Raw genomic sequence first — 24,236 nt, 5'->3', positions numbered from 1 at the left:
CTGCCGAATCTAAAGTTTGCGCATACGGACTCGGTCCACCAAATGGTGAGAACCTTTGCGTAGCACGAGGGACGCGCGCACGCGCGTCGGCAGGATGTTCTCCATGAGGTTGGGCAGGTTAATGGACTGCCAAATCTCACGGGCTTGCTCGTATGCTTCCTCATCGGTCATATCGGCGAAGGACGCGAAGTGCGCACCCGGCTCGCGGAAAGCCGTGTGGCGAAGCTTGAGGAATCGCTCGATATACCAGCGCTCAATATCGTCCACGCGGGCGTCCACGTAGACGGAAAAGTCGAACAGATCAGAAACCATGAGCGTGGGGCCGGTTTGGAGAACGTTGAGGCCCTCCAAGATGAGGATGTCTGGTTGGTGGACTTCTTGGTATTCACCCGGAACGATGTCATAGGACACGTGTGAGTACAAAGGTGCCTTCACCAGTGGTATTCCGGATTTCACGTCGGTGACAAAGCGCATCAGTGCGCGGCGGTCATAGGACTCGGGATAACCTTTGCGCTGCATGAGGCCGTGCTCTTTGAGGTAAGCGGTGGGGTAGAGGAAGCCATCGGTGGTGACAAGGTCCACCTTGGGGTGGGAATCCCAGCGCTGCAGCAGCACTTGGAGAAGACGCGCCGTGGTGGATTTGCCTACGGCCACCGAACCGGCCACCCCAATGACGAAAGGTACGTGGGTAGGTGGGTTGCCTAAAAAGGCCTCGGTGGAGGCAGTGAGTTCTTGGCGGGCCTTGACCTGCATGTGGATAAGGCGAGACAACGGCAGGTACACCTCGGCGACCTCCGTGAGATCGATGCGATCATTAAGGCCGCGGAGTTTCTGAACCTCAGTCTCTGTCAGCACCTGCGGCATGGATTTACGCAGGGCGCGCCATGTATCACGGTCAAAGTCGAGGTACGGGCTCCCGTCGGTCATTCGCGCCATGCCGACCATTGTTCCATTCGCCCGACCAGTGCGTGCAATCAGTGGGAAGGAAAAATCCCCCGCGCGGGGGAGGTCGGCGTTAGGATGTAGAACTAGCTTCGGCGACTTTCCACAGGACCATCTTTGAGAAGGGACTCTACGTTTCTATGACCACTTCGAATTCTGCTGACGTGCGCTACCAAGAGATGCGCGAGCTCGACCCAGAGGTCTTCGGCGCCATCACTGGTGAGATTGCTCGCCAGCGCGACACCCTGGAGATGATCGCTTCCGAGAACTTTGTTCCGCGTGCGGTCCTGCAGGCCCAAGGCTCTGTTCTCACCAACAAGTACGCAGAGGGTTACCCAGGGCGTCGTTACTACGGTGGCTGTGAGCACGTGGACATCGTTGAGGATCTGGCTCGCGATCGTGCCAAGTCCCTCTTCGGTGCCGAGTTTGCCAACGTTCAGCCCCACTCCGGTGCCCAGGCTAATGCCGCGGTTCTGGGTTCCCTGATTAACCCGGGCGACAAGATCATGGGTCTGTCCCTCGCCCATGGTGGCCACCTTACCCACGGCATGAAGCTCAACTTCTCCGGCAAGCTGTACGAAGTCGCTGCCTATGAGGTGGACCCCGAGACCATGCGCTTGGACATGGACAAGGTCCGTGAGCAGGCACTGGCCGAAAAGCCGCAGGTCATCATCGCTGGTTGGTCTGCTTACCCGCGCACCATTGACTTCGAGGCTTTCCGCTCCATCGCTGATGAGGTTGGCGCCTACCTGTGGACGGATATGGCCCACTTTGCTGGCCTCGTAGCCGCCGGCCTGCACCCCTCCCCGGTCCCGCACTCTGACGTTGTGTCCTCCACCGTGCACAAGACCCTCGGCGGCCCGCGCTCCGGCCTCATCCTGGCCAAGCAGGACTTTGCTAAGAAGATCAACTCCAACGTCTTCCCAGGCCAGCAGGGTGGTCCGCTCATGCACGTGATTGCGGCGAAGGCCATCGCGCTGAAGATCGCTGCTACTGAGGAGTTCAAGGAGCGTCAGCAGCGCACCATCGAAGGCGCACAGATTCTGGCAGAGCGCCTCACCGCTGAGGATTGCACCAAGGCCGGCGTGGACGTGCTTACTGGTGGCACCGACGTGCACTTGGTCCTTGCGGACCTGCGCAACTCTGAACTCGACGGCCAGCAGGCCGAGGATCTCCTCCACGAGGTAGGTATCACCGTCAACCGCAACGCTGTGCCGAATGATCCGCGCCCGCCGATGGTCACCTCTGGCCTGCGAATCGGTACTCCGGCCCTGGCTACCCGTGGCCTGGATACCGCGGCCTTCACCGAGGTTGCCGATGTTATCGGTACGGCACTGGCTAACGGTAAGAACGCGGACGTCGCCTCTCTGCGCGCCCGCGTTGAAAAGGTCGCCGCAGACTTCCCGCTGTATGACGGCCTTGAGGAATGGAAGCTGGTTTAAGCCTCGCTACTCTTTTCCGAGCGCTCCTCAGCGTGTGCCTTACGAGCGGCTTCCAGCCATTCGGGCATTGCGCTGAGGAGTTCTTTGATCTCTGCGGTGGTGAGCGGGCGATCCATGTCGTTCTTCTTCAGCGCGGTTACGGAGATGCCCAGCTTTTGCGCCACGACTGGGCGCGGATGGGGGCCTTCGCGGCGTAGTGTAGCGAGCCACTCGGGTGGGTTCTCTTGAAGCTCACGCAGCTCCGCGTGTGTTACAGCATTAGCCTGAAAGTCTTCCGGGGCGGCGGGCAGGTAAATACCCAGCTTCTTGGCCGCAGTCTGCGCGCGCATGGCAGTGCCGGAAGGCTCGGTCGCATTGGTATGTGGGGTATCAGTCACGCTCACCACGGTAGCAGCACCGTAGGATGAGATGCATGCTCCGCCTTGTCTTTTCCACTGGTACCGAACCCGGCAAATGGTTTCGCCGCTACCGTGATATGCATTCTGCAGAGTCCCTTGTCACGCTCGACTCAGATGATGCCACAGCTGTGCTTTTGGCAGGTGACGCACATGTGGCGCTTACTCGTCTGCCCGATCCGCGCATCGATGAGAGCTTCCATATTGTCCGTCTCTACGAGGAAGCACCGGGCATCGCAGTGCCCAAAGACTCCGTCTACGCTGAGGTAGGGGAGGACCTCGACCCTGAGGATGTCGCTGAGGAAATTGTGAATTACAGAATTGGGGCTGACGCGCTTGTCGACGTCCCCTCGGTCCGCACCGCACTCCAAGTCGTCGCCGCCAACGTGGGAATCGTGGTGGCGCCACGTCCGCTGCTTAAAGTGCTGAGCAAGAAACAAGTAGTTGCGCTCGGCTTTAATGACCCCTCCGTTCCCCTGACGGAAATCGGACTCGTCTGGCGCAAGGCTGACGACAGCGATGAGATCCAAGACTTCGTGGGCGTGGCAAAGGGAAGAACAAGGAATACCTCTCGCAACAACGTTGAAAAACGCAGCGCACGCGACAAAGCAAAGGCCAAGCAAGCACGCAGGAAGGCCCAAGGAGCTTCGAAAATAAAACCGTTACCGAAAAGATATAGGGGCTCTCAGCAGCGGAAACGTAAATAATTCTGTAATTTTGTTGTCAAATCACCGGATGGGTGGTGGCTAAAAAAATTTTGCGAACCTACGGTGGAGTCCGTTCTCAACAAACGTTCATGAGAAAGGAATAAACAATGAAGAAGATGACCCGTCGTTTCGCTGCTGGTATCGCTGCTGCCACCCTGTCCCTGGGTGTTGTAGCTTGCTCCGACGCTGAGGATGCTGCAAAGGAGGCTGGCGACGCTGCCCAGTCCGCAGCTGCCGACGCCACCGACGCTGCCGGCTCCGCTGCCAACGACGCTAAGGATTCCGTAAAGGGCTCCAAGGATAAGGACGCTGACGCTTCTGACTCCGCAGATTCTTCCGATTCCGCAGATTCTTCTGACTCCGCAGACGCTTCTGATTCTGCTGATTCCTCCGAGTCTTCTGACTCCGAGGGCGGCAAGGAGTCCATCGAGACCGCTAACGGTGAGGTTGAGGTTCCGGCCGACTTCGCCAAGGCTATTAAGGACAAGGCTGCCGAGTGGGGCGATCCGCAGTCCGTCGAGACCTCTGACAACGGCAGCATCGCTACCTTCGCCAAGGACAAGCTGCTCGCCTTCAGCGAGGATGCTGGCTCCCAGCCGGTTATCGGCAAGATCGCTGAGACCTGGGCTGAAGAGGGCGGCCTGGACAGCGAGATCGGCCTGCCTACCGCACCGGAGAAGGCCGAGGGTAACGGCTGGATTCAGGAGTTCACCAACGGCACCATTTCCTGGATGAAGGGTGCTTCCGGCGAGTACGAGGCCACCATCGACTAAGAACCTCGTAGATAAGGCTTCGCCTTAGAACCTTTTCCCCGGCGCTCATGCCACCCCACGTTGACTCGTGGGAATGGTGTGACGCCGGGGATTGTCGTTTTAATACTGTTCATCTTGCACCCATGTAATTTCAACCTTCGGCCTCTAGCTTGGGCAGTGTCCGGAGCTTTCCATAGGGCTTCCGGATAGTTCACATCACACCCGCTTCACCACGCCGTCCCAGGTCGATGAGTTGGGTCGGCACCACAAGGGAGAACCCTGACGCCATGACCAATCCTTCCGTCCTCACTGAGCAGTCGAATGAGGCCACCGTGGCCACTAAGACGTACGTCATTGATACCTCTGTCCTCCTCTCCGATCCGTGGGCGCTACGCAAGTTCGCCGAGCACGATGTGGTTCTGCCCATCGTCGTTATTTCAGAGCTGGAAGGAAAACGTCATCACCCGGAGCTTGGCTGGTTCGCCCGCCAAGCTCTTCGCTTTTTGGAGGACCTTCGCGCCACCTACGATGCACTGGACCAGCCGGTTCCAGTGAGCGCCGAAGGCGGTACGCTGCGCGTGGAGCTCAACCACCAAGACCAGTCCCTACTTCCTGCAGCCTTCCGTGGCCCGGAGGGGGATCACCGCATCCTCGCCTGCGCGCTTAATCTGCAGCACGAGGGCAAGGATACTGTCCTCGTCACCAAGGATGTCCCGCTGCGCGTTAAGGCCGGTGCTGTGGGCCTGCAGGCAGACGAGTACCACGCCCAGGACGTCGTGCTGACCGGCTACACCGGCATGGCCACGGTTCATACCACCGCAGACGTTATCGATGAGTTGTACAGCGAGGGCGAGGTGCTTATCGACGGATCAGTGACCACCGCCGGAACCCGCATCGAGGACCTTCCGGTGCATTGCGGCGTCACGCTGCAAGCAGGAGCACAATCTGCGTTAGGTCGCATGACTGCTGAAGGTGCCGTGCGCCTCGTGCGCGGCGATGCCAACGTGTTCGGCCTGCAGGGCCGTTCCGCTGAGCAGCGAGTGGCACTCGATCTGCTGCTTGATCCCACGGTTGGCATCATGTCCATCGGCGGCCGTGCTGGTACCGGTAAGTCGGCTCTGGCGTTGTGCGCGGGTCTTGAGGCTGTGCTGGAGCGCGGTGAGCACCGCCGCATCGTGGTCTTCCGTCCGATGTATGCGGTCGGTGGCCAGTCCCTGGGCTACCTTCCGGGCTCTGAGAGCGAGAAGATGAACCCGTGGGCGCAGGCGGTGTACGACACCCTCGAAGGCCTTGTATCCGAAAACGTCATGGATGAGGTCCAGGACCGCGGCCTCCTTGAAGTGCTTCCGCTGACCCACATCCGTGGCCGCAGCCTTCACGATTCTTTCGTCATCGTTGATGAGGCCCAGTCCCTTGAGCGCAACGTTCTTCTCACTGTGCTTTCCCGACTCGGCCGCGGTTCGCGCGTTGTGCTGACGCACGACGTCGCGCAGCGCGACAACCTGCGTGTGGGCCGGCACGATGGTGTGCAGGCAGTCATCGAAAAGCTGAAGGGACACGAACTGTTTGCGCACGTCACCCTGCAGCGTTCGGAGCGTTCGGCCATTGCGGAGCTCGTCACCGATCTGCTCGAAGGTGAGAATTAGCGCGTTCGCAGGTGGCGATCATCGCTACGTGTAGCTTGGCAGAATTGTAGTACGCCCAGTAATAATGGTGGCCATGAGCGAAAACGCGAAAGACAAAAAGAAGGATTTCCGCATCCGCCCGTTCACTGCAGCGGACTACCCACAGATGCGTGAAATCTACGAGCAGGGCCTCAACACTGGCCACGCCACCTATGAGACCCGCTCGTTGACCTTCGAGGAGTTTAAGAACGTCAAGATTATGTCCTCGGTCTTCGTCGCCGTTGAGGCAGAAGATGACTCGAAGGTGCTCGGCTGGGTCTGCGCCGCACAGGCCTCCACCCGCACCGTGTTCCACGGTGTGGTGGAGGACTCCATCTACTTGAGCGAGGAAGCCCAGGGACGAGGCATCGGCGGCGCCTTGTTGGACCGACTCATCGAGGTGTGCCGTGACCTCCACAAGTGGGCTATCCACTCGTGGATCTTCCCGGAGAACGCAGGTTCTGCTGGCCTCCACAAGTCTCGCGGCTTCGTGAAGGTGGGAACCTACTCTCACATGGCAAAGATGACCTACGGTGACCTCGCTGGTCAGTGGCGTGACACCGATGTCTACGAGTTGCTCCTGCCGAAGCCGGAGGAAAAGAGAGCAGAAATCGCCGATAAGCGGAAGTAGGCGCCACTAAGCTAGGGGATGTATTTATTCCTCTAGTTTCCGTGGGTGAACCATGTCTCTCCGCACATCTGTCCTTTCCCTTACTACCGCCGCAGCCGTGACGGTCGGTGCCTTCGCCGCACCTGTCGCCACGGCTGCGGATTTTCCGTCTGCAGGCTCGGTTCCTGTAGCTGAGCTCGACGTTAATTATCCCGATGGTGTGCTTGGTTATGTCTTCGCTGAGCCCGTCATGGAGTCCGAGATCGACCTGATGGTGCGCCAGATTCGGGCCATCCGAGCTCGAGCCTGGGATGCGAATCTCTCCATTGGGAATGTACCGCTACGTGACCTCGCGCAACGTGAGGGGCTTGATTCCCGTGAAGAGTACGTTAACTCTATTTCCTGGAGTCGCGGACTCGAGCACGCTGCGCTGCAGAGAGCAGCCGAGGAAAACCTTGGTCCCGAGTTGGATCACCATCGTGTGCCGGGGGTCGACTGCTGGAATGTCACCGATGCCTTCAAAAGCGCCGAAAATGTTAACTACAAGGGCGCTGATCAGGCAATTGAAGGTTGGGCCGAGGAATGGTCGAACAAACTCAGCGGTCACGGGGAAACTGGTCACCTAGACAACATGATTTCCCCGAAGAACCGATTTTTTGCAGTTGCTGAAGTTGGCACAGCTACTGCCGGAGAGTTTTCCTTCAAAGATTTCGAAGATGTGGAAAGGAACCGCACGTCAACGCGCTTAGATAAGGGGCGGTATGCTTTCCCGATTGCCGTTCCCCCCAGCGAAATTGACAATGCTGAACTGTTCTTCACCGGAGGCATCGCACCGGGTGCCTCGGGTGGATTGGGGCTCCGGATCGAAGGTTACAATGGTGCGCTTTTGGGGATCCCGGCGGCGTCGCCAAGCTCCAGCGATCCGGAGGTCCTCGACGTCAACGAAGACGGTACCTACGAGGCCAAATCGGAAGGTACCGCAACCATCACGTTTAATACGTATGAGCTGCGCAACGGTCAGCCGCAGGTGTCGGATAACCAAGTGACCAAGACGGTGACTGTGCGCAAAAATTCCTTGGGTGGGAAGTTGAGCTCCGGCGGAATGAATGCTGGGACCATTGTCGGCATCATTTCTGGTGTGCTCGCACTTATCGGTGTAGCGACCCAGGTTGCTCGTCAGCTAGGAATTCTGCGCTAAGCCCCAACATGAAAAATCCTCGCTCCATGATGGTGGAGCGAGGATTTCCTTTTAGGGAGGGGCTCGTTAGGAAATGGTCTCCTTGAGGTGCTCCTCGCGCACCGGAAGGATGAGCAGGAGCGCGATGATGGCCATCGGCACCATGAGGAGAATCACCGGAGTAAGGCCGTCGTTATAGGCGTTGAGAATGACGTCCTTAATTGGCTCCGGCATCTGGGCAACGAGGGCGGGGGTGAGGTTGGAGGAACCACCTTCGGCGCCCGCGAACTTCTCAGCGAAGGGCTTGCCGGCCGCACCCATAGACTTGATGGCGGCAGGCATGTTAGCGGCCAACTCATCCTTCATGTTGTGGATGAAGAGGGAGCCCACCAGCGAAGCACCGATGGCAGAACCAATCTGGCGGAAGAAGTTGTTTGCCGCAGTCGCGGTTCCGACGAGTGCGATGGGGAAGGAGTTCTGGACAATGAGGACCAGAACCTGCATGACAAATCCCAGACCGATGCCGAAGACGAGGAATTCTGCGCCAAGCTGAACCAGAGAGGTATCCGCAGTCAGCGTGGACATCCAGAACAACGTGCCGGCGGTGATGGCTAGGCCGATGATGGGGTAGCGCTTGTAGTGGCCGGTCCGGGCAATGATGAAGCCAACGCCCGTGGAGGTCGCGATCATGCCCGCCATCATCGGGATCATCATGAGACCCGCCTTAGTCGGGGTCAGAGTGTGGACCATTTGCAGGTAGGTCGGCATATATCCCAGCACACCGAACATAGCCAAGCCCAGGACCATGCCGGCAGCGGTAGTCAGAACCATGTTGCGGTTCTTGAACAGCTGGACCGGGATGAGCGGCTCCTTGGCCTTGGACTCCACAAAGACGGTGATGATAGAGCCGATGACCACGGTAATGCCAAGCCCAATGATGATCGGATCGGACCACTCGTACTGAGTTCCGCCCCACGTCGTCATGAGGATGAGGGATGCGGTGGTGATCGCAATGAAGATTGCGCCGAGGAGATCAAACTTGCGCAAGTCTGCATCGCCGACGCGTAGGTGGAGAACCAAGGTGCAGACCGTGATGGCGAGCAAACCCAGTGGGATGTTCATCCACATGCCCCAGCGCCAGCCAGGGCCGTCCGTGAACCAACCACCCAACACCGGTCCAAGGACGGAGGATAGGCCGAATACGCCACCCATGATGCCCATGAACTTGCCGCGCTCACGGGAAGTGGTGACCTCCGCAATGATGGATTGGGAGGAGATCATCATGAAACCGGCGCCAAAGCCCTGCACGGCGCGGCCGATAATGAGCAGATTCATGGTGTCGGCGAAGCCACCGAGCGTGGAACCGATGACAAAGATGGCGATGCCACCAATGTAGAGCCACTTGCGGCCCATCATGTCACCGAGCTTGCCGGAAATCGGCATGGCAATCGTCATCATCACCAAGAAAGCGGAGATGACCCAGCTCATGTGGTCCACGCCGCCAAGTTCACCCACGATGGTGGGAAGGGCAGTGGCGAAAATCATCTGGCCCAGGGAACTCATCAGCATGGTGAGCACTAGGGCAGAGAAAACGAGGGCAAGGTTGTTCTCGGGCTTGTTATTGTCGGCCGGAGAGGCCGGCTGAGCCGCGGTATCTACCATGTCAGTCCTTTCGAAAAATCGTTAATGAGTGTGAGCGCAGATTCAAAGCGTTGCTCAAAGGGGATGTCGCAGCTGAAATCCGGCGATGCTGTGGCTAACCAGAAGGCTTCCCTCATCGCGGAGGCAATGAGAATGGCCTCCGTCTCAGCCGTGACTGAGGGCATGAGTTGCAAATCAGGATCCTGATGTAGCCGTTCTGTGATGAGCCCTAGGATCTCGTTGGACTTGGCTCGCTTTCGGCTGAGCGACGCCGCCGCGGCGTCAGCGTCACCGGAAATCCGGCGGCGGCGTTCCGTAATCACGTTATCGACGTGTTGGCCAACGAGGTGGTCCTTGACAAGGTCAACTACCAGCCTGAAGACGCTATCCGTGGGGGTGTTGAGGAATGTGCTCTTCTGTTCTTCCGTAAATTCGTGGCTCGGTGCCCCGAGTACGGCGGAATCCTTGGAATCGAAATAGTTGAAAAAGGTGCGCCGAGAAATCCCCGCTGCGTCACAGATTTCCTCAACGGTCACGTCGGCGAATCCACGCTCGTCCACTAAGCGGGTAGCGGCGTCTTCGATTCGCAGGCGCGTCTTGAGGCGCTTCTGCTCGCGTAATGACAGTTCTTCTTGCACAGAGTGCAACACTACACCCAGTGTAAGTTTGCACCAAGTGCAATGTTGGTGATGTTTGGAAAAATGTATTAAAGCTATGGCATGGGTCACCATAGGTGGTGGAGGTGGGCGGTGAAAACGACGAAACCGCCCTCCCGAAGGAGGGCGGCAGGGCCGTGAGCGGGCGGGACTTTTAGAAGTCGTCGCGGTCGCGGTTGGTCATGGTAAGAACGTTGAGACGCTCGTCAAGCTCTTCCTCGGTGAGGTTTTCACCGTCAACGAAGCCAAGGTCGATGACTGCCTCGCGAACAGTGATCTTCTCGTGCAGTGCGTGCTTGGCGGCCTTAGCGGCGTTCTCGTAGCCAATCTTGGAGTTCAGCGGCGTCACGATGGAGGTGGAAGACTCCGCGAACTTCTTCATGCGCTCCTCGTTAGCCTCAATGCCGTCGATGCACTTCTCAGCGAAGACACGGGAGACGTTTGCCAGCAGACGGGAAGACTCGAGGACGTTGCGGGCCATCATCGGGATGTAGACGTTTAGCTCGAACTGGCCGTTGGAGCCACCGAAAGCTACAGCTGCGTCATTGCCGATTACCTGGCTGACCACCATGGTGGCAGCCTCACACAGAACCGGGTTGACCTTGCCCGGCATGATGGAGGAACCCGGTTGCAGATCCTTGAGGTGAATCTCAGCCAGACCGGTCAGCGGGCCGGAACCCATGAGGCGGATGTCGTTAGCAATCTTGTTGAGGGAGATAGCCACGGTGCGCATTGCGCCGGAGAACTCCACGAGGGCATCGCGCGCGGCCTGAGCCTCGAAGTGGTTCTTGGCCTCAGACAGCTCCTTTACACCGGTGAGCTTAACGAGCTCCTCGGTGACCTTGCCGCCGAAGTCAGCGGAGGTGTTCAGGCCCGTACCGGTAGCGGTGCCACCGATAGCCAGCTCGCCCAAACGCGGCAGGGTCGCTTCGACGCGCTCGATGCCAAGCTCAATCTGGCGTGCGTAGCCGCCGAACTCCTGGCCCAAGGTAACCGGGGTGGCGTCCATGAGGTGAGTACGGCCAGACTTCACCACGTCGGCGAACTCCTTAGCCTTTGCCACGAGGGACTCGTGCAGGACCTTGAGGCCTGGGATGAGGTCATTGACAGCAGCTTCGGTAGCAGCCACGTGGGTGGCAGTGGGGAAGGTGTCATTGGAGGACTGGCCCATATTCACGTGGTCATTCGGGTGAATCTCCACGCCGTTGTTGTGGGCGATGGAGGCGATGACCTCGTTGGTGTTCATGTTGGAGGAGGTGCCGGAACCGGTCTGGAAGACGTCGATGGGGAAAGCCTCATCGTGCTTGCCCTCAGCAATTTCAGTAGCAGCAGCGATGATGGCATCTGCCTTCTCGGCATCCAGCTTGCCGGAATCCTTGTTCACCTGAGCACACGCGGCCTTGAGGAGACCAAGCGCGCGAATCTGAGCGGACTCAAGGCCGCGGCCAGAGATTGGGAAATTCTCCACTGCACGCTGGGTCTGGGCGCGCCACAGGGCGTCGACCGGAACCTTGACCTCGCCCATGGTGTCGTGCTCAATGCGGTATTCAGTCATGAAGTCACCTTTTCTTGTGAAGTGAAATGAGTTGGGGATTTAGTGTGTGCCGTGGCACGGCATTGACCGCTACCGTAGCACTGTTATGAGGTCAGTGGACTAGCTTTCATCATCGTGTGGATTGGTGTAGTCCACAACGGAGTATTCCTGCAGCTTGGCCAGCTTATGGATGGAGTCCACGTAGCGGATGGTTCCGGACTTGGAACGCATGACGAGGGAGCGGGTAGTCGCTCCATTCTTGCGGTAGGACACACCACGCAGCATGTCGCCGTTGGTGACACCAGTAGCGGCGAAGTAGCAGTTCTCAGAGGAGACGAGGTCATTGGTGGTGAGCACGCGGTCGAGGTCGTGGCCAGCCTGGCGAGCCTTTTCCGCTTCCGCTTCATCCTTCGGCCACAGCTTGCCCTGGATTTCGCCACCCATGCACTTCATGGCGCAGGCGGTGATGATGCCTTCCGGGGTTCCGCCAATGCCCATCATGAGGTCAATAGAGTTGCTGTCCTGGCAGGTAGCGATGGCGCCAGCCACGTCACCGTCCATGATGAGACGGACCTTCGCGCCGGCCTCGCGGATCTCCTTGATGAGCTGTTCGTGACGCGGGCGGTCGAGCACCACAACGGTCAAGTCAGACGGGCGAATGCCCTTAGCCTTAGCTACGGACTTCACGTTCCAGGCAACGGACTCGTTGATGTCAATGGAACCGACGGCATCCGGGCCCACCGCAATCTTCTGCATGTAGAAGACAGCGGACGGGTCATACATGGTGCCGCGCTCAGCAGCGGCGATGACCGAGATGGCGTTCGGGCGGCCCTCAGCCATGAGACGGGTGCCGTCTACTGGGTCCACGGCGATGTCCATTTCAGCGCCCGTGCCGGTGCCGACCTGTTCGCCGTTGAAGAGCATCGGGGCTTCGTCCTTTTCGCCCTCACCAATGACAACGACACCGTTCATTTCAACGGAGTTGATGAGCTTGCGCATGGCATCCACCGCCGCGCCATCGCCTTCATTCTTCTGTCCACGGCCAACCCAGCGACCTGAAGCCAACGCAGCAGCCTCGGTGACGCGCACCAGCTCCATGGCTAGGTTGCGGTCGGGGATATAAGACGTGTTATCGGACATGTGTGATTGGTCCCTTTCTTTTCAGGTGGCTCAGCTCGGGGTGGGGGAAATACCCGGCATACGTTTTCTATTCTTCCACTTTTGTGGTGAATCCAAGCCCGAATGCCTCCCCCAGATGTGGGATTGGGGGTGATTGGGGTCGTAACCGCAGGTAGACAGCCGGTGTCGCGTTTGCGGGAGGCGGCGTGCGATACTAGGCGGGTGGCTGCTGAAGAGAAACCAAAAATTTTCGAGGGTGCGCGTGACATCACCTTGAGTGTCGGCGTCATTCTCATCATGATGTTCGCCGCGGTGGGTGCCACGGGCCTGTGTTCGATTAACCCGGAAAAATCGGGGCCGGTGCAGGATGTTGATGCTAAGACCTTCCTGGAGATGGAAGCACGCGGAAATGGAGCCGTTATCCGTGAACCAGTGTTGCCGGAAGGGTGGCAGCCCAATGCAGCGCGCCGCAAGCAGATGGGCGCTGAAACTGGCTCCGTGGTGAGCTGGCTGACCCCACATGAAGGCTACATCGAATCGGCGCAGACACAGCTGGCGCTTGGCGACGTCCCCTCGGCCTACGACTCCCACTACCGTGCCCACTCCGAGCACCGAGAGGTAGCAGGCCACGACGTCGAAATCCTGAGCAGCGATGATAAGGACGTTCGCCCCCTCTGGATTACCGATTTGGGCGATGCCCGCCTAGTACTGACAGGCTCAGCCTCGGACGCAGATTATGAAACAGCCTTGACCGCCTTCGCTAAGGCGGAGCCGCTCAAGATTGCCGAAGACGGCAGCGTCATCAGCGGAACGTAACGCGCTGGAGTGTGCCGTTCCAATCCACGTCGACACTGTCGCCGACGGTCTGGTTAAGAGATTCTTGGTCGAGACCACTCAGGCGCGTCTTGGCTAGGTAGACATCGACCTTTTCGTGCTGTGACTTGCCGGGGAAGAGAGTAATCTCAGTGAGCTTGTCCTGGGCAAAGCGCAGAACAATCGAGCCCGAAAAGTAGCTGATCTCCTCGCCGTGGGCGGTATGCGGGGTGCCGAAAAATTCCTCGGCGAGGTGGCGGGGGTCACCGAACATCAAGGAACCTGCTCCACCAGACTTGGAGACGAAATCGACACGTTCACCCGGGTATCCGTAAATCTTCATTTACGCTTCCTCTACTTGTACGTCTTCTTGGTCGTCGTTCTTACGTAGTGCTTCCTCTACGCGCTTGGAGGCGCCATCTAGGTGTGCCTCGCAGGCTTTGGCTAGAGCCTCACCACGTTCCCAGTACTTCAGGGACTCATCGAGGCCCATCTGGCCCAGCTCTAGAATCTTCACGGTTTCAATAAGCTCATCACGAGCTTGCTCGTAGCTCAGTTCCGCAACGGGAGGGAATGCGTCCTGGCCGGGTTGTCCGGTGCCAATGGTGTCAGTCATGGTGGTTCCTATCTGTTTCTTGTGCGTCGTGTGTGCGTATTTCGTCTGTGTTCAGTGTAGGGAGCTCAGTCTGCCGGCTGAGAAGCCATCGCCGCGGCGGTGATGGAGCCATCGCCCACGCGGATGCGCAACTGCGAGCCCGGAGGTGATTGCTTATAACTCGTGACCACATCGGGCCCACTCCCGTCGCGCGGGACGACCTGCACGATGGCATAGCCGCGCTCGAGTGTGGCCGAGGGGCCTAAAGCAGAAACCCGAGCGCGCAGCGACGCTACCTGGTTGCTTTCCCGATCTAAGTGGTGCGTGATGACGCGTCGGATGAGCGACACGTGATGCTCCAGCTCGTCGCGACGGGCGTTAATCGGGACCATAGGGTCTGCCAGAACCGGACGCGAGCGGATATTCTCCAGTCCTCGGCGCTCGCGCTCGACCCATCCGCGGAGTGCAGCCGCCATCCGGGAGCGGGCTTCATCAATGAGCGCGTATTCCTCGGCTGCGGAAGGGACGACGCGCTTTGCAGCATCGGTCGGGGTAGCAGCGCGGAGATCGGCGACGTCATCAAGCACGGGGTGGTCCGGCTCGTGACCGATAGCTGACACCACCGGAGTGCGGGCCTCAGCGACTGCACGCTGGAGGGCTTCCTCAGAAAAGGGGAGAAGGTCTTCGACTGAGCCGCCACCGCGGGCAATGATAATGACATCGACCTCCGGGTTGGCGTCGAGAGTCCGCAGCGCATCCACGACCTGTGTCACGGCGGTAGCACCTTGCACCGCTGTGTTGATGACCTCGAACTGTACGGCCGGCCAGCGGTCCTGCGCCACGGAAAGGACATCACGCTCGGCATGCGAACCACGCCCAGTAATGAGGCCGATCTTCTTCGGCAAGTAGGGAAGAGGCAGCTTGCGAGAAGGATCGCACAAACCTTCCTGGCGGAGGCGCTGACGCAGCATCTCCACGCGGGCGAGAAGATCGCCGATGCCCACGTGGCGAATGTCGGTGACCCACAGTGAGAAGCTGCCGCGACCGGCATAAAAAGCCGGCTTACCGTAGACCACAACGCGGTCTCCATCTTTGAGCGGTGACGGGGAGTTGCGGATAAGCGAGGTATTGCACGTGAGCTGTACGGACTTCTCCTGCTCCACATCACGCAGCGTGATGTAGGACAGCTTCCATGTCGGTTTCATGTTGAGCTGGGTAATCTGGCCCTCGACCCATAGAAAGCCGAGACGCTCAATCCAGCCTTTAACTTGGTCATTGACCTTGCCAACGGGCCACGGTGCCTCCGCGGAATTAGCCGGTTGGTTCACGCGTAGTCCTTCCTTCGTGCTGTGTTCTGCGTACAGTCTAGGAGGTGCCTCGGACATTCACTGCCAGCGGGCAGCGATGCTGGGGAGGGAACTACAGTATGCGGCGGTTTTTCGATACTCTTGGTGCCATGACTGAAACTGCCAAGAAGGTGCTCCTGGCGGCTCCACGCGGCTACTGTGCCGGTGTCGACCGTGCAGTTGAGACTGTGGAAAAGGCGCTGGAGAAGTACGGCGCGCCCATCTACGTGCGTAAGCAAATTGTGCACAACCGCTTTGTTGTGGAATCGCTAGCCAAGCGTGGCGTCGTCTTTGTCGAGGAAGCCTCCGAGGCTCCCGAAGGCGCGCACCTAGTCTTCTCTGCCCACGGCATTGCCCCAAGCGTGCGTAAAGAAGCACAAGAGCGCAAGCAGCTGACGTTGGACGCCACGTGCCCGCTGGTAACCAAGGTTCACAAGGAGGCACAGCGCTTCGAGCGCGACGGCTACCACATTCTCCTCGTGGGCCACGAGGGGCATGAAGAGGTGGAAGGCACCGCTGGTGAGGCGCCGGACGTAACGCACTTGGTGGATGGCATCGAGGGCGTCGATAAGCTGCCAGACTTCCTCCAGAACGAGAAGCTGATCTGGCTTTCCCAGACCACTTTGTCGGTGGATGAGACCATCGAGATTGTCAATAAGCTGCGCGAGCGTTTCCCGCACTTGGAGAACCCGCCGTCAGACGATATTTGCTACGCCACCCAGAACCGCCAGGAGTCGGTTAAGGCGATTGCCCCGAAGTGCGACCTGATGATCGTCGTGGGCTCCCAGAACTCGTCGAACTCCAAGCGCCTCGTTGAGGTAGCGCTGGAAGCCGGCTCGACGGCGTCCTACCTCGTGGACTTCGCCTCCGAAATTGAGGAGGCATGGCTCGACGGCGTCAACACCGTGGGCGTGACGTGTGGTGCCTCTGTTCCGGAGCTGCTCGTGCGTGAGGTTCTCGAGTTCCTTGATCAGCGTGGTTACAGCGATGTAGAGCAGGTAACGACCTCGACGGAGACCATTACCTTCTCCCTGCCTCGCGATCTTCGTCCGGCGCGTACTGGGCGCTAATTCTCTGCGTTAGTCTTCGTACAGGTTCTCGTCGAGTTTCTGCTGAGGGCGCCTCTGTGTGCGGCGCGCTTTCTCTGCGGATTCGGCCGCGGCGCGGAGGAAGTCCTCGCGCTCATCCGTGTCGGGGGAGGCTTGGCGGCGCTTTTCGCGCTCCTCTGCTTGGCGGCGCCGGCGTTCCTCGCGGTTACGTTCACGAACGCGGGTGTTCTCACGTGCCACTAGCTCTGCCACGGAGAGGCGCTCAGAGCGGTTGCGCTGGTCCGCGGCAATGTCCGCGCGGCGCTTCTGTAGGGCCTCAGCTTCGCGGCTCTTAGCGTGGTTGTTGCTGCGCCATGCACGCAACACTGCGAGAAGCGCACACGCCAGCACCGTCACGATGAGGACGGGAAAGTGCTGGACCAGGGGGAACGCAGAGGTCAGTAGCGCCGTCTTAGAAAACGGCGACGCACCTTCCGGCAACGCGGCGGTGGAGGTGATGAAACCAGCACCGACGGTGCCGACCGCATAAAGTAGCGGCAAGCTGATGACCGTCATGTACAGGCCGCGGGTCTCCACGAGCCACGTGACGGCGAGCGAACCAAGACCAAAAATCAGCGCAAAGGGCAGGCCGACGCGGCCCAGCACGCCGGAGACTGCCATGGACACGAGGACCACGACGAGCGCTACAAGAAGCGCTCGAACGGTGGGCATCCCGCGGCGGGGTGGGCGGCGACGATTTTTGGCAACTGACACGCCGAGACAGTTTACCGGGATCGGTGCCTGAAACGTTAGTCATTGTGGGCGCGCCGCGGCCATGACTCGACGCTGCGCGGTTCTCGGGGCTGGCGATCTACGCGGGCGGGGATGTCCATCTCCTTGAGCCGGCGGGCGGTGACACCGACGCGGGAATCCAGGCTGACCAGACTAGCGTTATAGGCTTCGACGGCGCGTTCCAGACCACGTCCCACCTTGTCATAGTGCTCGTTGAGCGTATTGAGCCGTGTATACAGCTCGCGCCCCAAACGTTGGACTTCTCGAGCTTTGTCGGAAATCTCCTCGTGCTGCCAGCTCACCGCCACAGTGCGCAACAGCGCAAAAAGCGTGCTGGGAGTAGCGATGACAATGTTGTGCTCGAAGGCGAACTCGAGCAATTCGGTATCAACTGCCAACGCCGCATCCACGAACGCGTCCGCGGGGACGAAAAGGACGACGAACTGAGGAGTGGGAGAGAAGGCCTCAACGTAGTCTTTGCCCGACAGTGCTTGGACGTGCGCGCGCATGAGGTGGGCATGGCGACGAAGAAACCCTGTGCGATCCTCAGGGTCTTCGCTGTCCATAGCGTCGAGGTAGGCACTGAGCGGAACTTTGGCATCGACGACGATGCTCCGACCGCCGGCCAGGTGAATAACCAGGTCGGGGCGCACAGCTGCGCCGTTGATATAGGCGGTGACCTGGGAATCGAAGTCCACATGCTTGCGCATGCCGCCGAGCTCGACGACGCGCTCCAGCTGCATCTCTCCCCAACGTCCGCGAACATTCGGCGAGCGCAATGCGCCAACGAGTTTGTCGGTGCGGTCCGACAAGCGCGTAGAGGTGCGAGTAACTGCCTGGACCTGGCTGCTGAGTGCTGCAAGCGAGCTGGCACGGTCTTCTTCAATCTCTTGGAGCTGCAGCCCGAGTCGGTCCATAGCCTTCTCCAGCGGTGCGATTTCCGCTTGGCGGCGCTGTGATTCCTGCAGGGCGCGGTGCTCTTCAGAGGGCTGGGAGGACTGCGTGGAGTAGGCGCGGGCCAGCCAGCCCAGAACAGTACCAATGATGAGGCCAAGGAAAAGGAGCAGCACGGGAAGAGTGGACGTCATGCCTGACATCATGGCATGCGCCGCGGACATGGACCGCTAGTCTTTATCCTTCGACTGCAACATCTGTTCGAGCGCCCCAATAGCGCGTTTGATTCCAGCGCGGGCGCCACTTTCTCTATCGCTGAGGTCCGCGTCGACATCGACCTTGCGGTCCAGCGGGCTGGTGCCGTCGGTCGCTACATCATCCGCAGCACCCTCGGGCGCAACATGGTCAGGGATGGACAGCCATTTCTCCCGTTTGCGGTCGCCTTGCTCTTGGGTATAGCGCCCGATAAGGAATCCAGCCACCGTGGAGAACTGTAGGTCTCCTGCAGTGCGCTCGCCGGATTGGAGCATCATCATGTCCTGGAAGTAACGGTAGACCACCGCGATGGTAGCCGCGGCCGGAACAGCGAGGAAGCCTCCAACGAGGCCGAAGAGAGCAGAACCCACGGTGACCGAAATGAGCACGATAACCGGGTGCAGGTTCATGGCCTTGGACTGTAACCACGGGGAGAGGACATTTCCTTCGAGCTGCTGGACCAATAGGACAAGACCGAGCACGAGAAGTGCTTTGGTGAATCCCAAGGACACCAGCGCGATGGTCACGGAGAGCGCACCGGCCACAATCGCGCCGACAAACGGGATAAACCCTGCAATAAACGTGATGATCGCTAGGGCCATGGCCAAAGGAACACCAATGAGCGCAAGCCCGAGACCGATAAAGACAGCATCAACGGCGGAGACCACCGCCTGCGCGCGCACGAAACCGCCAAGCGTTGTCCAGACACGGGTGAGCAATTCAGTGAGGTGCCAGCCAGTACGGCGGCCGGTAGCATCACGCAACCAGGGCAGGAAGTTGTGGCCATCCTTGAGGAAGAAGAAGGTAAGCACCACGATGATGAACAACGTCACCACGATGGACGTTGCCGTACCGATACCGGTAAACACGGAACCCGCGATGGAACCGGCTTGGCGCTGCAGCCACAAGGCAACTTCGTCGATATAGACACCGATTTCATCCGGGTCAAGGTTGAGCGGCGGACCCTGGGCCCACAGCTGCAGGCGTTGAATACCTTCGACCGTCTGTAGGTACAGCGTCTGGGATTGCCGTGCGAAGTCGGGCGCGATGAACACAAAAAGTGAACCAACGGCAGTAAAAGACACCAAAATCGTGATCGCTGCCGCCAGCGCTGAGGGCAACCCTTTTCGCCGAAGAGCGCTCGCCACGGGAGCCAGCACGGTGCAAATGATCAGCGCGATGAGCACGGGCAAGATGCCGCGCCAAAAATTACCCAGCATCCGGAAGGAGGCATAAAGGAAAAGCCCGATGATAAACAGTCGCAGCGCCCACAGTGAGGCAGACTTGATGACCTCACCGACCACCACTGAGCGGTCCACTTGGTTGCCTGGGGGGTGTGGGGAGACGTCGTCCAGCGTGGCGGCGTCGACAGAGTCGTCGAAGCGGCCGCCGAGCGCTGCCTCCGCAGCGGCGAGCTCGGGGGAGGAGTGCTGAGGGGTTGACTGATCGGAACTCACCCCACCATCTTGCCTTAAAAGATCCGGGGTGCGTTAGGATTGGCCCCGTGAGTCTTACACTAGGAATCGTCGGCCTGCCCAACGTGGGCAAGTCCACGTTGTTTAATGCCCTGACCCGTTCTGACATTCTGGCTGCGAACTACCCGTTCGCCACCATCGAGCCGAATGTTGGCCTCGTTGAGCTTCCTGATTCCCGCCTGAACCGCCTCGCGGAGATCTTTAGCTCCGAGCGTATCCTTCCGGCCACCGTGTCTTTCGTGGATATCGCCGGCATCGTCGAAGGCGCGTCCAAGGGTGAAGGTATGGGTAATGCCTTCTTGGCCAACATCCGTGAGGCAGACGCCATATGCCAGGTGGTGCGTGCCTTCGCCGATGAAAACGTGATCCACGTTGATGGTGAAGTTAACCCGGCGCATGACATTTCTGTCATCAATACCGAGCTCATCCTGGCGGACCTCCAGACCATTGAGAAGGCCTTGCCGCGTCTGGAGAAGGAGGCCAAGAAGAATAAGGAACTGACGGAGACTGTCGAGGAGACCAAGAAGGCTCAGGCCATCCTGGAGGATGACCGCACCCTCTTCGCTGCTTCCAAGAGCAACGAGATCGACCTGTCTCTCCTGCGCGAGCTCCACCTCATGACTGCGAAGCCTTTCCTCTATGTCTTCAACTCGGATGAGGCCGTGCTCACCGATGACGCCAAAAAGGAGGAGCTGCGCCAGCTCGTCGCCCCTGCGGAGTGCGTCTTCCTCGACGCCCAGACGGAGACCGAGCTTCTTGAGCTCGACGAGGCAGAGGCGATGGAGCTGCTGGAGTCTGTAGGCCAAGAGGAGCCTGGCTTGGCGACGTTGGCCAAGGCCGGTTTCGCGACTCTCGGCCTGCAGACCTACCTGACTGCCGGCCCGAAGGAAGCCCGCGCATGGACCATCAAGCAGGGTTCTGCCGCACCTCAAGCAGCTGGCGTCATCCACACCGACTTTGAGAAGAAGTTCATCAAGGCTGAAATCGTGTCCTTCGATGACCTTGATGCCGCTGGCTCTATGACTGAGGCCCGCAATGCCGGCAAGGTCCGCCAAGAGGGCAAGGAATACATCATGCAGGATGGCGACGTCTGCGACTTCAAGATTGGTGGTTAGCTAGCCTTCCATCGCGGATTGCAGAACCGAGAGAACGGTGCGCCGAGCTTCGACATTCTCGAGGTGTGAATCCACGAGCGTGACGAGCGCCTCGAGGATAAGAAGAAAGGCGACACGTGAGGCATCCGCGAGTTCCGCACGAAAGGTTCCATCGGGGGAGGGAATAACCAGCGTGTAGGCGGAAAGCTCCGCCAGCGGCGAAGAGGTAAACGAGGTTAGCGCGATGATGGTCGCTCCCGTCTTTTCAGCCGCGGTGGCGGCGTTGAGCGTGAGCGTGGTAGCCCCAGAGCCGGAGATAACAAGACACACGCACTCGGAATCGAGTTGCGTTGCCGCAATGTGCTGTCCCATGGCTTCGCCCACAAACTCCGCTGGGCGCCCAATGCTGCTTAGCCGTAGCGCCGTGGTCTGCGCGAGAGGCGCGGATAGACCGTTGCCTACGACAAGGACGCGCTTCGCGCCTGACAATGCGGCAACCGTGGACGAAAGCTCTTGTTCATCGAGGAGTGCCGTCAGCCCCCGAAGATAATTGCTGAAGGAGGCAATTTCGGCGGACATGCGGCCGACGTGGGTGGAGTCGGCGTCGGGAAGCGGTTGTGGCCGCTGAGCGATCTCCTGGGTGAGAGCTACACGCAGGTGTTGATAGCCGTCGTAGCCCAGTGCTTTCGCTGTGCGGATGACTGAAGTGCGGGAGGTACCGACCCTAGCCGCGAGCTGATCCGCCGTGGCGTGGAGGACAAAGTCCATGTCCTCCAAAATGGCTTGGGCCACGCGCTGCTCGATGGGCTGCAAGCTAGGCATGCGCGTAGTGATGTGTGCGGAAGGTGGGGCAGTATCGGTCATAGGGTCTGGGGTTTTGGTTTAGGTGTACTTAGCTGCCACGATCCGGCGGCGAATGGCACCGGAGATGGCGTCGATGGACATGGTGATGACAATGACGACTATAAGCAGCACGCCCACGACGTCCCACTGTCGGTACTGCGTATAGCCGGTGAGCATGTCGCCGATACCACCCACTCCAATGAGGCCGAGGACGGCGGACGTACGTACGTTGATCTCAAAGCGATAGAGCGCCAGGGATGCTAATTCAGGCTGGACGATTGGCCACGTTCCCCAACGCACCATTTCTGCGAGGGTGCCGCCAGAGGCTTTGACGGCCTCAGCCGGGCCGGTCGGCGCGGTTTCGATGGCCTCATAGGTCCACTTGGCATGTGTACCAATGCCGCCGATCGCCAAGGCGAGCGCACCAGTAAAAGGAGTGAGTCCAGTGACTGTCAGGATGATGATGGCGATGATGATCTCCGGGACCGCGCGGATGATGGCGAAGAGTGCGCGCAGCGGCAGGCATACCCAGCCCGGGGAGACAGTGTTCGCGGCGAGGACGCCGAGGATCGTAGAAAGCACTACGCCAAGAAGCGCGCCGATCCACGCCATGGCCACGGAGCGCCACGTCTGGAGGAGTGCTTCACCAAGCTTGGACCAGTCCGGGTTCGAGAACATGAGCACGAGGTAGTGCCAGATGTTGGCGGGGAGCTCTTTGAGCGCGGACAAGTTGACATCGATATAGCCGAAAGACAGCGCAAGGATGACCAAAATTCCGGCCCACGCAGCCCCGACACCCCAGCTGTGGGAACGTGAAGGTAGCGCGGATGGTGCAGTTGCTGGAAGTGCAGTGCTCATCGCAACCTCTTTCGCAGGTTGACGGATACGACCTCGAGGGCGATGACGACGACGAGCAGCTCCAGCACGATGGCGGAAAGCGCATCGTAGCGGTAGAAGCCGCGGACCTCATCGATGAGCAAGCCAATGCCACCCGCGCCCACGAGTCCCAATACCGCGGAGATACGGACGTTGAGTTCGAGAGAGTAAATGACCTGGCTGGCAAAGGCAGGCCAGGTTTGTGGGAGAGCAGTCACGCGATTGATCTGATTCTGCGTACCACCAGCCGCGCGGCCGGCTTCCATGTAGGAGTCATCAGCGGAGTCGATCGCTTCAGAGACGAGCTTGACCACGATGCCGACGTCGAAAAGCACCAGCGTAATAATGCCCGGGAGGGCACCCACACCGAGCATGGCGACGAGAATGGTGGCGTACACGAGATCGGGCACCGCGCGGATAACGTTGACGATACCGCGCACGAGCGTGCGCCACGGCGTCGACGGATTCGTCGGGCGCGCAGCCCACAACGACAGCGGAAGGGCGATCACCGCGGAGATGGCGGCACCCACCACGGCCATGGCTAGGGTTTCGAGCAGAGGCTCCCACGTGCGCGGAAGGATCGACCAATCTGGGGTGAACATCTGCGCGAGCCTGTCGGCACCGTTGCGCCAGTTGCGTGCGATTTGGCCTAGGTTGATGTCAATTCCGCCCCAGGCGGGGATGCACGTGGCGATGGTCAGCGCGATGAACGCGGCGAGCCCACCGAGAATGCCGGGCCAGTTGCGCTGACGAGGAGGAAGCACGGCTGTCATACTGTGCTCCCTTGGCTCCCCAGCTGGTCCTCCTCGCGGATCCGGCGGCCATAAATGGCCTCGAAATCCTCCACGGTGGACCCCTGGGTGGGGCCATCGAAGACGATCTTGCCGTGGCGAATTCCGATGATGCGGGTCGCGTAGTCCTGGGCCAAGTCCACAAGGTGCAGGTTCACCAATGTGGTGAGGTCACGCTCGGTATTGATGCGGCGTAGATCCTTCATGACGGAGTGCGCGGTAGGCGGGTCGAGGGACGCCACGGGTTCATCGGCCAACATAATGGCCGGCTTCTGGGAGAGGGCGCGGGCAATGGCCACGCGCTGCTTTTGGCCGCCAGACAAGGCGCCGGCCTTGTTCCACGCTTTGTCGAGGATGCCCACGGATTCCAACGCCTCGGCGATAACCGCTTTGTCCTCCGACGTGGAGATGCCCAGCAACGTGCGCCAGCCAGGGTTGTGGGAGAAGCGGCCAACGAGCACGTTGGCGAACACACTCGCGCGATCTGCCAGGTTGAACTCCTGGAAAATCATGCCGATGCGGCCACGAAGCTTACGTAGCTGGGAGCCTTTCGCGGCGGAGATCTCGTGGGGGCCAACGAAGATTTTTCCTGACGTCGGCTTAACGAGCCCGTTTATGCTGCGGATGAACGTGGACTTACCGGAACCCGAGAGACCGACGATGGCGACGAATTCACCGGGGGCGATGTCCACGGAGACGTCGTCAAGCGCCAGCGTTCCGTTGGGGTAGCGCACCGAGACATTCTCGAACCGAATGCCCCACGCCTTCTCCTCCGTCATGGGGGAACCTTTCTGA

General features: G+C 59.7%; 25 protein-coding genes. 9 read left to right on the top strand and 16 right to left on the bottom strand.

Annotated features, from left to right (window positions below; translation table 11 throughout):
- Positions 1 to 9: 9 nt before the first annotated feature.
- On the bottom strand, positions 10 to 936 hold the full coding sequence (coaA, locus tag I6J72_RS06680; protein ID WP_070671987.1) for a type I pantothenate kinase: 927 nt from the start codon (positions 934 to 936) through the stop codon (positions 10 to 12).
- A 146-nt stretch (positions 937 to 1,082) separates the two neighbouring features.
- Between coaA and glyA the strand changes: the two genes are divergently transcribed.
- A complete protein-coding gene (glyA, locus tag I6J72_RS06675) occupies positions 1,083 to 2,384 on the top strand; it encodes a serine hydroxymethyltransferase (RefSeq protein ID WP_070671955.1) in 1,302 nt (433 codons plus the stop codon).
- Here the strand turns inward: glyA and I6J72_RS06670 are convergent.
- Positions 2,381 to 2,713: a DUF5997 family protein gene (locus tag I6J72_RS06670; RefSeq protein ID WP_115024283.1), complete on the bottom strand. Its 333-nt coding sequence runs from the start codon at positions 2,711 to 2,713 to the stop codon at positions 2,381 to 2,383. The genes glyA and I6J72_RS06670 overlap by 4 nt on opposite strands.
- An 83-nt stretch (positions 2,714 to 2,796) precedes the next feature.
- On the opposite strand from I6J72_RS06670, the gene I6J72_RS06665 reads away from it, so the two are divergent.
- The 5 genes from I6J72_RS06665 to I6J72_RS06645 all read left to right on the top strand — a co-directional run bounded on the left by I6J72_RS06665 (position 2,797) and on the right by I6J72_RS06645 (position 7,710).
- The gene (locus tag I6J72_RS06665; RefSeq protein ID WP_204098635.1) at positions 2,797 to 3,486 is read left to right on the top strand and encodes a LysR family transcriptional regulator substrate-binding protein; all 690 of its coding nucleotides are present in this window, start codon (positions 2,797 to 2,799) and stop codon (positions 3,484 to 3,486) included.
- Positions 3,487 to 3,593: 107 nt separating this feature from the next.
- Complete coding sequence (locus I6J72_RS06660; protein ID WP_115021580.1) at positions 3,594 to 4,259, top strand: LGFP repeat-containing protein; 666 nt, start codon at positions 3,594 to 3,596, stop codon at positions 4,257 to 4,259.
- Positions 4,260 to 4,525: 266 nt separating this feature from the next.
- Positions 4,526 to 5,884, top strand: a complete 1,359-nt coding sequence (locus I6J72_RS06655; RefSeq protein WP_115021581.1) for a PhoH family protein — start codon at positions 4,526 to 4,528, stop codon at positions 5,882 to 5,884.
- A gap of 64 nt (positions 5,885 to 5,948) precedes the next feature.
- On the top strand, positions 5,949 to 6,533 hold the full coding sequence (locus tag I6J72_RS06650; protein WP_370552130.1) for an N-acetyltransferase family protein: 585 nt from the start codon (positions 5,949 to 5,951) through the stop codon (positions 6,531 to 6,533).
- 52 nt (positions 6,534 to 6,585) lie between these two features.
- Positions 6,586 to 7,710, top strand: a complete 1,125-nt coding sequence (locus I6J72_RS06645) for a CAP domain-containing protein (protein WP_204098633.1) — start codon at positions 6,586 to 6,588, stop codon at positions 7,708 to 7,710.
- 66 nt (positions 7,711 to 7,776) lie between these two features.
- Here I6J72_RS06645 and I6J72_RS06640 read toward each other — a convergent pair whose 3' ends face one another.
- From I6J72_RS06640 to glpX, 4 genes are all read right to left on the bottom strand, one after another.
- Entirely contained in the window at positions 7,777 to 9,351 is a 1,575-nt protein-coding gene (locus tag I6J72_RS06640) for an MDR family MFS transporter (protein ID WP_204098632.1), read from the bottom strand.
- On the bottom strand, positions 9,345 to 9,980 hold the full coding sequence (locus tag I6J72_RS06635; RefSeq protein WP_239107219.1) for a TetR/AcrR family transcriptional regulator: 636 nt from the start codon (positions 9,978 to 9,980) through the stop codon (positions 9,345 to 9,347). The genes I6J72_RS06640 and I6J72_RS06635 overlap by 7 nt, the downstream gene beginning before the upstream one ends.
- Before the next feature lie 160 nt (positions 9,981 to 10,140).
- Positions 10,141 to 11,541: a class II fumarate hydratase gene (locus tag I6J72_RS06630; protein ID WP_204098631.1), complete on the bottom strand. Its 1,401-nt coding sequence runs from the start codon at positions 11,539 to 11,541 to the stop codon at positions 10,141 to 10,143.
- 99 nt (positions 11,542 to 11,640) lie between these two features.
- The gene (gene glpX / locus I6J72_RS06625) at positions 11,641 to 12,660 is read right to left on the bottom strand and encodes a class II fructose-bisphosphatase (RefSeq protein ID WP_204098630.1); all 1,020 of its coding nucleotides are present in this window, start codon (positions 12,658 to 12,660) and stop codon (positions 11,641 to 11,643) included.
- Positions 12,661 to 12,861: 201 nt separating this feature from the next.
- Here glpX and I6J72_RS06620 point away from each other — a divergent pair, with 201 nt between their 5' ends.
- Complete coding sequence (locus tag I6J72_RS06620) at positions 12,862 to 13,455, top strand: DUF4245 domain-containing protein (RefSeq protein ID WP_204098629.1); 594 nt, start codon at positions 12,862 to 12,864, stop codon at positions 13,453 to 13,455.
- On the opposite strand, the gene I6J72_RS06615 is transcribed toward I6J72_RS06620, so the two are convergent.
- From I6J72_RS06615 to xseA, 3 genes are all read right to left on the bottom strand, one after another.
- Positions 13,442 to 13,795: a hypothetical protein gene (locus tag I6J72_RS06615; RefSeq protein ID WP_204098628.1), complete on the bottom strand. Its 354-nt coding sequence runs from the start codon at positions 13,793 to 13,795 to the stop codon at positions 13,442 to 13,444. The two genes, I6J72_RS06620 and I6J72_RS06615, sit on opposite strands and share 14 nt — an antisense overlap.
- Complete coding sequence (locus I6J72_RS06610; RefSeq protein ID WP_115021590.1) at positions 13,796 to 14,068, bottom strand: exodeoxyribonuclease VII small subunit; 273 nt, start codon at positions 14,066 to 14,068, stop codon at positions 13,796 to 13,798.
- Between the two features lie 65 nt (positions 14,069 to 14,133).
- Positions 14,134 to 15,375: an exodeoxyribonuclease VII large subunit gene (xseA, locus tag I6J72_RS06605; protein WP_204098627.1), complete on the bottom strand. Its 1,242-nt coding sequence runs from the start codon at positions 15,373 to 15,375 to the stop codon at positions 14,134 to 14,136.
- Between the two features lie 128 nt (positions 15,376 to 15,503).
- Between xseA and I6J72_RS06600 the strand changes: the two genes are divergently transcribed.
- Complete coding sequence (locus tag I6J72_RS06600) at positions 15,504 to 16,463, top strand: 4-hydroxy-3-methylbut-2-enyl diphosphate reductase (protein ID WP_204098626.1); 960 nt, start codon at positions 15,504 to 15,506, stop codon at positions 16,461 to 16,463.
- A gap of 9 nt (positions 16,464 to 16,472) precedes the next feature.
- Here the strand turns inward: I6J72_RS06600 and I6J72_RS06595 are convergent, their stop codons facing one another.
- Genes I6J72_RS06595 through I6J72_RS06585 form a run of 3 tightly spaced genes read right to left on the bottom strand, consistent with a single transcriptional unit; the run spans position 16,473 to position 19,819 of the window.
- Positions 16,473 to 17,195 carry a DUF6542 domain-containing protein gene (locus I6J72_RS06595; RefSeq protein ID WP_239107217.1) on the bottom strand — a complete coding sequence of 241 codons (723 nt, stop codon included), beginning with the start codon at positions 17,193 to 17,195 and terminating at the stop codon, positions 16,473 to 16,475.
- Positions 17,196 to 17,230: 35 nt separating this feature from the next.
- On the bottom strand, positions 17,231 to 18,331 hold the full coding sequence (locus tag I6J72_RS06590; protein WP_239107215.1) for a DNA recombination protein RmuC: 1,101 nt from the start codon (positions 18,329 to 18,331) through the stop codon (positions 17,231 to 17,233).
- Between the two features lie 6 nt (positions 18,332 to 18,337).
- Positions 18,338 to 19,819, bottom strand: a complete 1,482-nt coding sequence (locus tag I6J72_RS06585; RefSeq protein WP_115021593.1) for an AI-2E family transporter — start codon at positions 19,817 to 19,819, stop codon at positions 18,338 to 18,340.
- A 47-nt stretch (positions 19,820 to 19,866) separates the two neighbouring features.
- Here I6J72_RS06585 and ychF point away from each other — a divergent pair, with 47 nt between their 5' ends.
- Positions 19,867 to 20,952: a redox-regulated ATPase YchF gene (ychF, locus tag I6J72_RS06580; RefSeq protein WP_204098625.1), complete on the top strand. Its 1,086-nt coding sequence runs from the start codon at positions 19,867 to 19,869 to the stop codon at positions 20,950 to 20,952.
- On the opposite strand, the gene I6J72_RS06575 is transcribed toward ychF, so the two are convergent.
- The 4 genes from I6J72_RS06575 to phnC are packed head-to-tail and all read right to left on the bottom strand — an operon-like array spanning position 20,953 to position 24,220.
- Positions 20,953 to 21,753: a MurR/RpiR family transcriptional regulator gene (locus tag I6J72_RS06575; protein ID WP_204098624.1), complete on the bottom strand. Its 801-nt coding sequence runs from the start codon at positions 21,751 to 21,753 to the stop codon at positions 20,953 to 20,955. It lies immediately after the preceding gene.
- A 60-nt stretch (positions 21,754 to 21,813) separates the two neighbouring features.
- Entirely contained in the window at positions 21,814 to 22,632 is an 819-nt protein-coding gene (gene phnE / locus I6J72_RS06570) for a phosphonate ABC transporter, permease protein PhnE (RefSeq protein WP_204098623.1), read from the bottom strand.
- Positions 22,629 to 23,423 (bottom strand): phosphonate ABC transporter, permease protein PhnE, encoded by a 795-nt coding sequence (gene phnE, locus I6J72_RS06565; protein ID WP_204098622.1) that lies wholly within the window; start codon positions 23,421 to 23,423, stop codon positions 22,629 to 22,631. The genes phnE (I6J72_RS06570) and phnE (I6J72_RS06565) overlap by 4 nt, the downstream gene beginning before the upstream one ends.
- Positions 23,420 to 24,220, bottom strand: coding sequence for a phosphonate ABC transporter ATP-binding protein (gene phnC / locus I6J72_RS06560; RefSeq protein ID WP_204098621.1), 801 nt, complete (start codon positions 24,218 to 24,220; stop codon positions 23,420 to 23,422). Before phnC ends, phnE (I6J72_RS06565) begins: the two co-directional genes overlap by 4 nt.
- Positions 24,221 to 24,236 lie beyond the last annotated feature (16 nt).

It is taken from the genome of Corynebacterium sp. FDAARGOS 1242 (assembly GCF_016889985.1).
In the GTDB taxonomy this organism is placed as follows: Bacteria; Actinomycetota; Actinomycetes; order Mycobacteriales; family Mycobacteriaceae; genus Corynebacterium; species Corynebacterium minutissimum_B.
The sequence above is the reverse complement of the archived record's forward strand: the minus strand, read 5'-3'. Positions and strand labels throughout refer to the sequence as shown.

What these genes read in the sequence shown, in the direction of transcription:
- coaA (WP_070671987.1), bottom strand. Translation starts at nt 936, where the DNA reads ATGGCGCGAATGACCGACGGGAGCCCGTACCTCGACTTTGACCGTGAT.
- glyA (WP_070671955.1), top strand. Translation starts at nt 1,083, where the DNA reads ATGACCACTTCGAATTCTGCTGACGTGCGCTACCAAGAGATGCGCGAG.
- I6J72_RS06670 (WP_115024283.1), bottom strand. Translation starts at nt 2,713, where the DNA reads ATGCGCGCGCAGACTGCGGCCAAGAAGCTGGGTATTTACCTGCCCGCC.
- I6J72_RS06665 (WP_204098635.1), top strand. Translation starts at nt 2,797, where the DNA reads ATGCTCCGCCTTGTCTTTTCCACTGGTACCGAACCCGGCAAATGGTTT.
- I6J72_RS06660 (WP_115021580.1), top strand. Translation starts at nt 3,594, where the DNA reads ATGAAGAAGATGACCCGTCGTTTCGCTGCTGGTATCGCTGCTGCCACC.
- I6J72_RS06655 (WP_115021581.1), top strand. Translation starts at nt 4,526, where the DNA reads ATGACCAATCCTTCCGTCCTCACTGAGCAGTCGAATGAGGCCACCGTG.
- I6J72_RS06650 (WP_370552130.1), top strand. Translation starts at nt 5,949, where the DNA reads ATGGTGGCCATGAGCGAAAACGCGAAAGACAAAAAGAAGGATTTCCGC.
- I6J72_RS06645 (WP_204098633.1), top strand. Translation starts at nt 6,586, where the DNA reads ATGTCTCTCCGCACATCTGTCCTTTCCCTTACTACCGCCGCAGCCGTG.
- I6J72_RS06640 (WP_204098632.1), bottom strand. Translation starts at nt 9,351, where the DNA reads ATGGTAGATACCGCGGCTCAGCCGGCCTCTCCGGCCGACAATAACAAG.
- I6J72_RS06630 (WP_204098631.1), bottom strand. Translation starts at nt 11,541, where the DNA reads ATGACTGAATACCGCATTGAGCACGACACCATGGGCGAGGTCAAGGTT.
- glpX (WP_204098630.1), bottom strand. Translation starts at nt 12,660, where the DNA reads ATGTCCGATAACACGTCTTATATCCCCGACCGCAACCTAGCCATGGAG.
- I6J72_RS06615 (WP_204098628.1), bottom strand. Translation starts at nt 13,795, where the DNA reads ATGAAGATTTACGGATACCCGGGTGAACGTGTCGATTTCGTCTCCAAG.
- I6J72_RS06610 (WP_115021590.1), bottom strand. Translation starts at nt 14,068, where the DNA reads ATGACTGACACCATTGGCACCGGACAACCCGGCCAGGACGCATTCCCT.
- I6J72_RS06600 (WP_204098626.1), top strand. Translation starts at nt 15,504, where the DNA reads ATGACTGAAACTGCCAAGAAGGTGCTCCTGGCGGCTCCACGCGGCTAC.
- I6J72_RS06590 (WP_239107215.1), bottom strand. Translation starts at nt 18,331, where the DNA reads ATGTCCGCGGCGCATGCCATGATGTCAGGCATGACGTCCACTCTTCCC.
- I6J72_RS06575 (WP_204098624.1), bottom strand. Translation starts at nt 21,753, where the DNA reads ATGCCTAGCTTGCAGCCCATCGAGCAGCGCGTGGCCCAAGCCATTTTG.
- phnE (WP_204098623.1), bottom strand. Translation starts at nt 22,632, where the DNA reads ATGAGCACTGCACTTCCAGCAACTGCACCATCCGCGCTACCTTCACGT.
- phnE (WP_204098622.1), bottom strand. Translation starts at nt 23,423, where the DNA reads ATGACAGCCGTGCTTCCTCCTCGTCAGCGCAACTGGCCCGGCATTCTC.
- phnC (WP_204098621.1), bottom strand. Translation starts at nt 24,220, where the DNA reads ATGACGGAGGAGAAGGCGTGGGGCATTCGGTTCGAGAATGTCTCGGTG.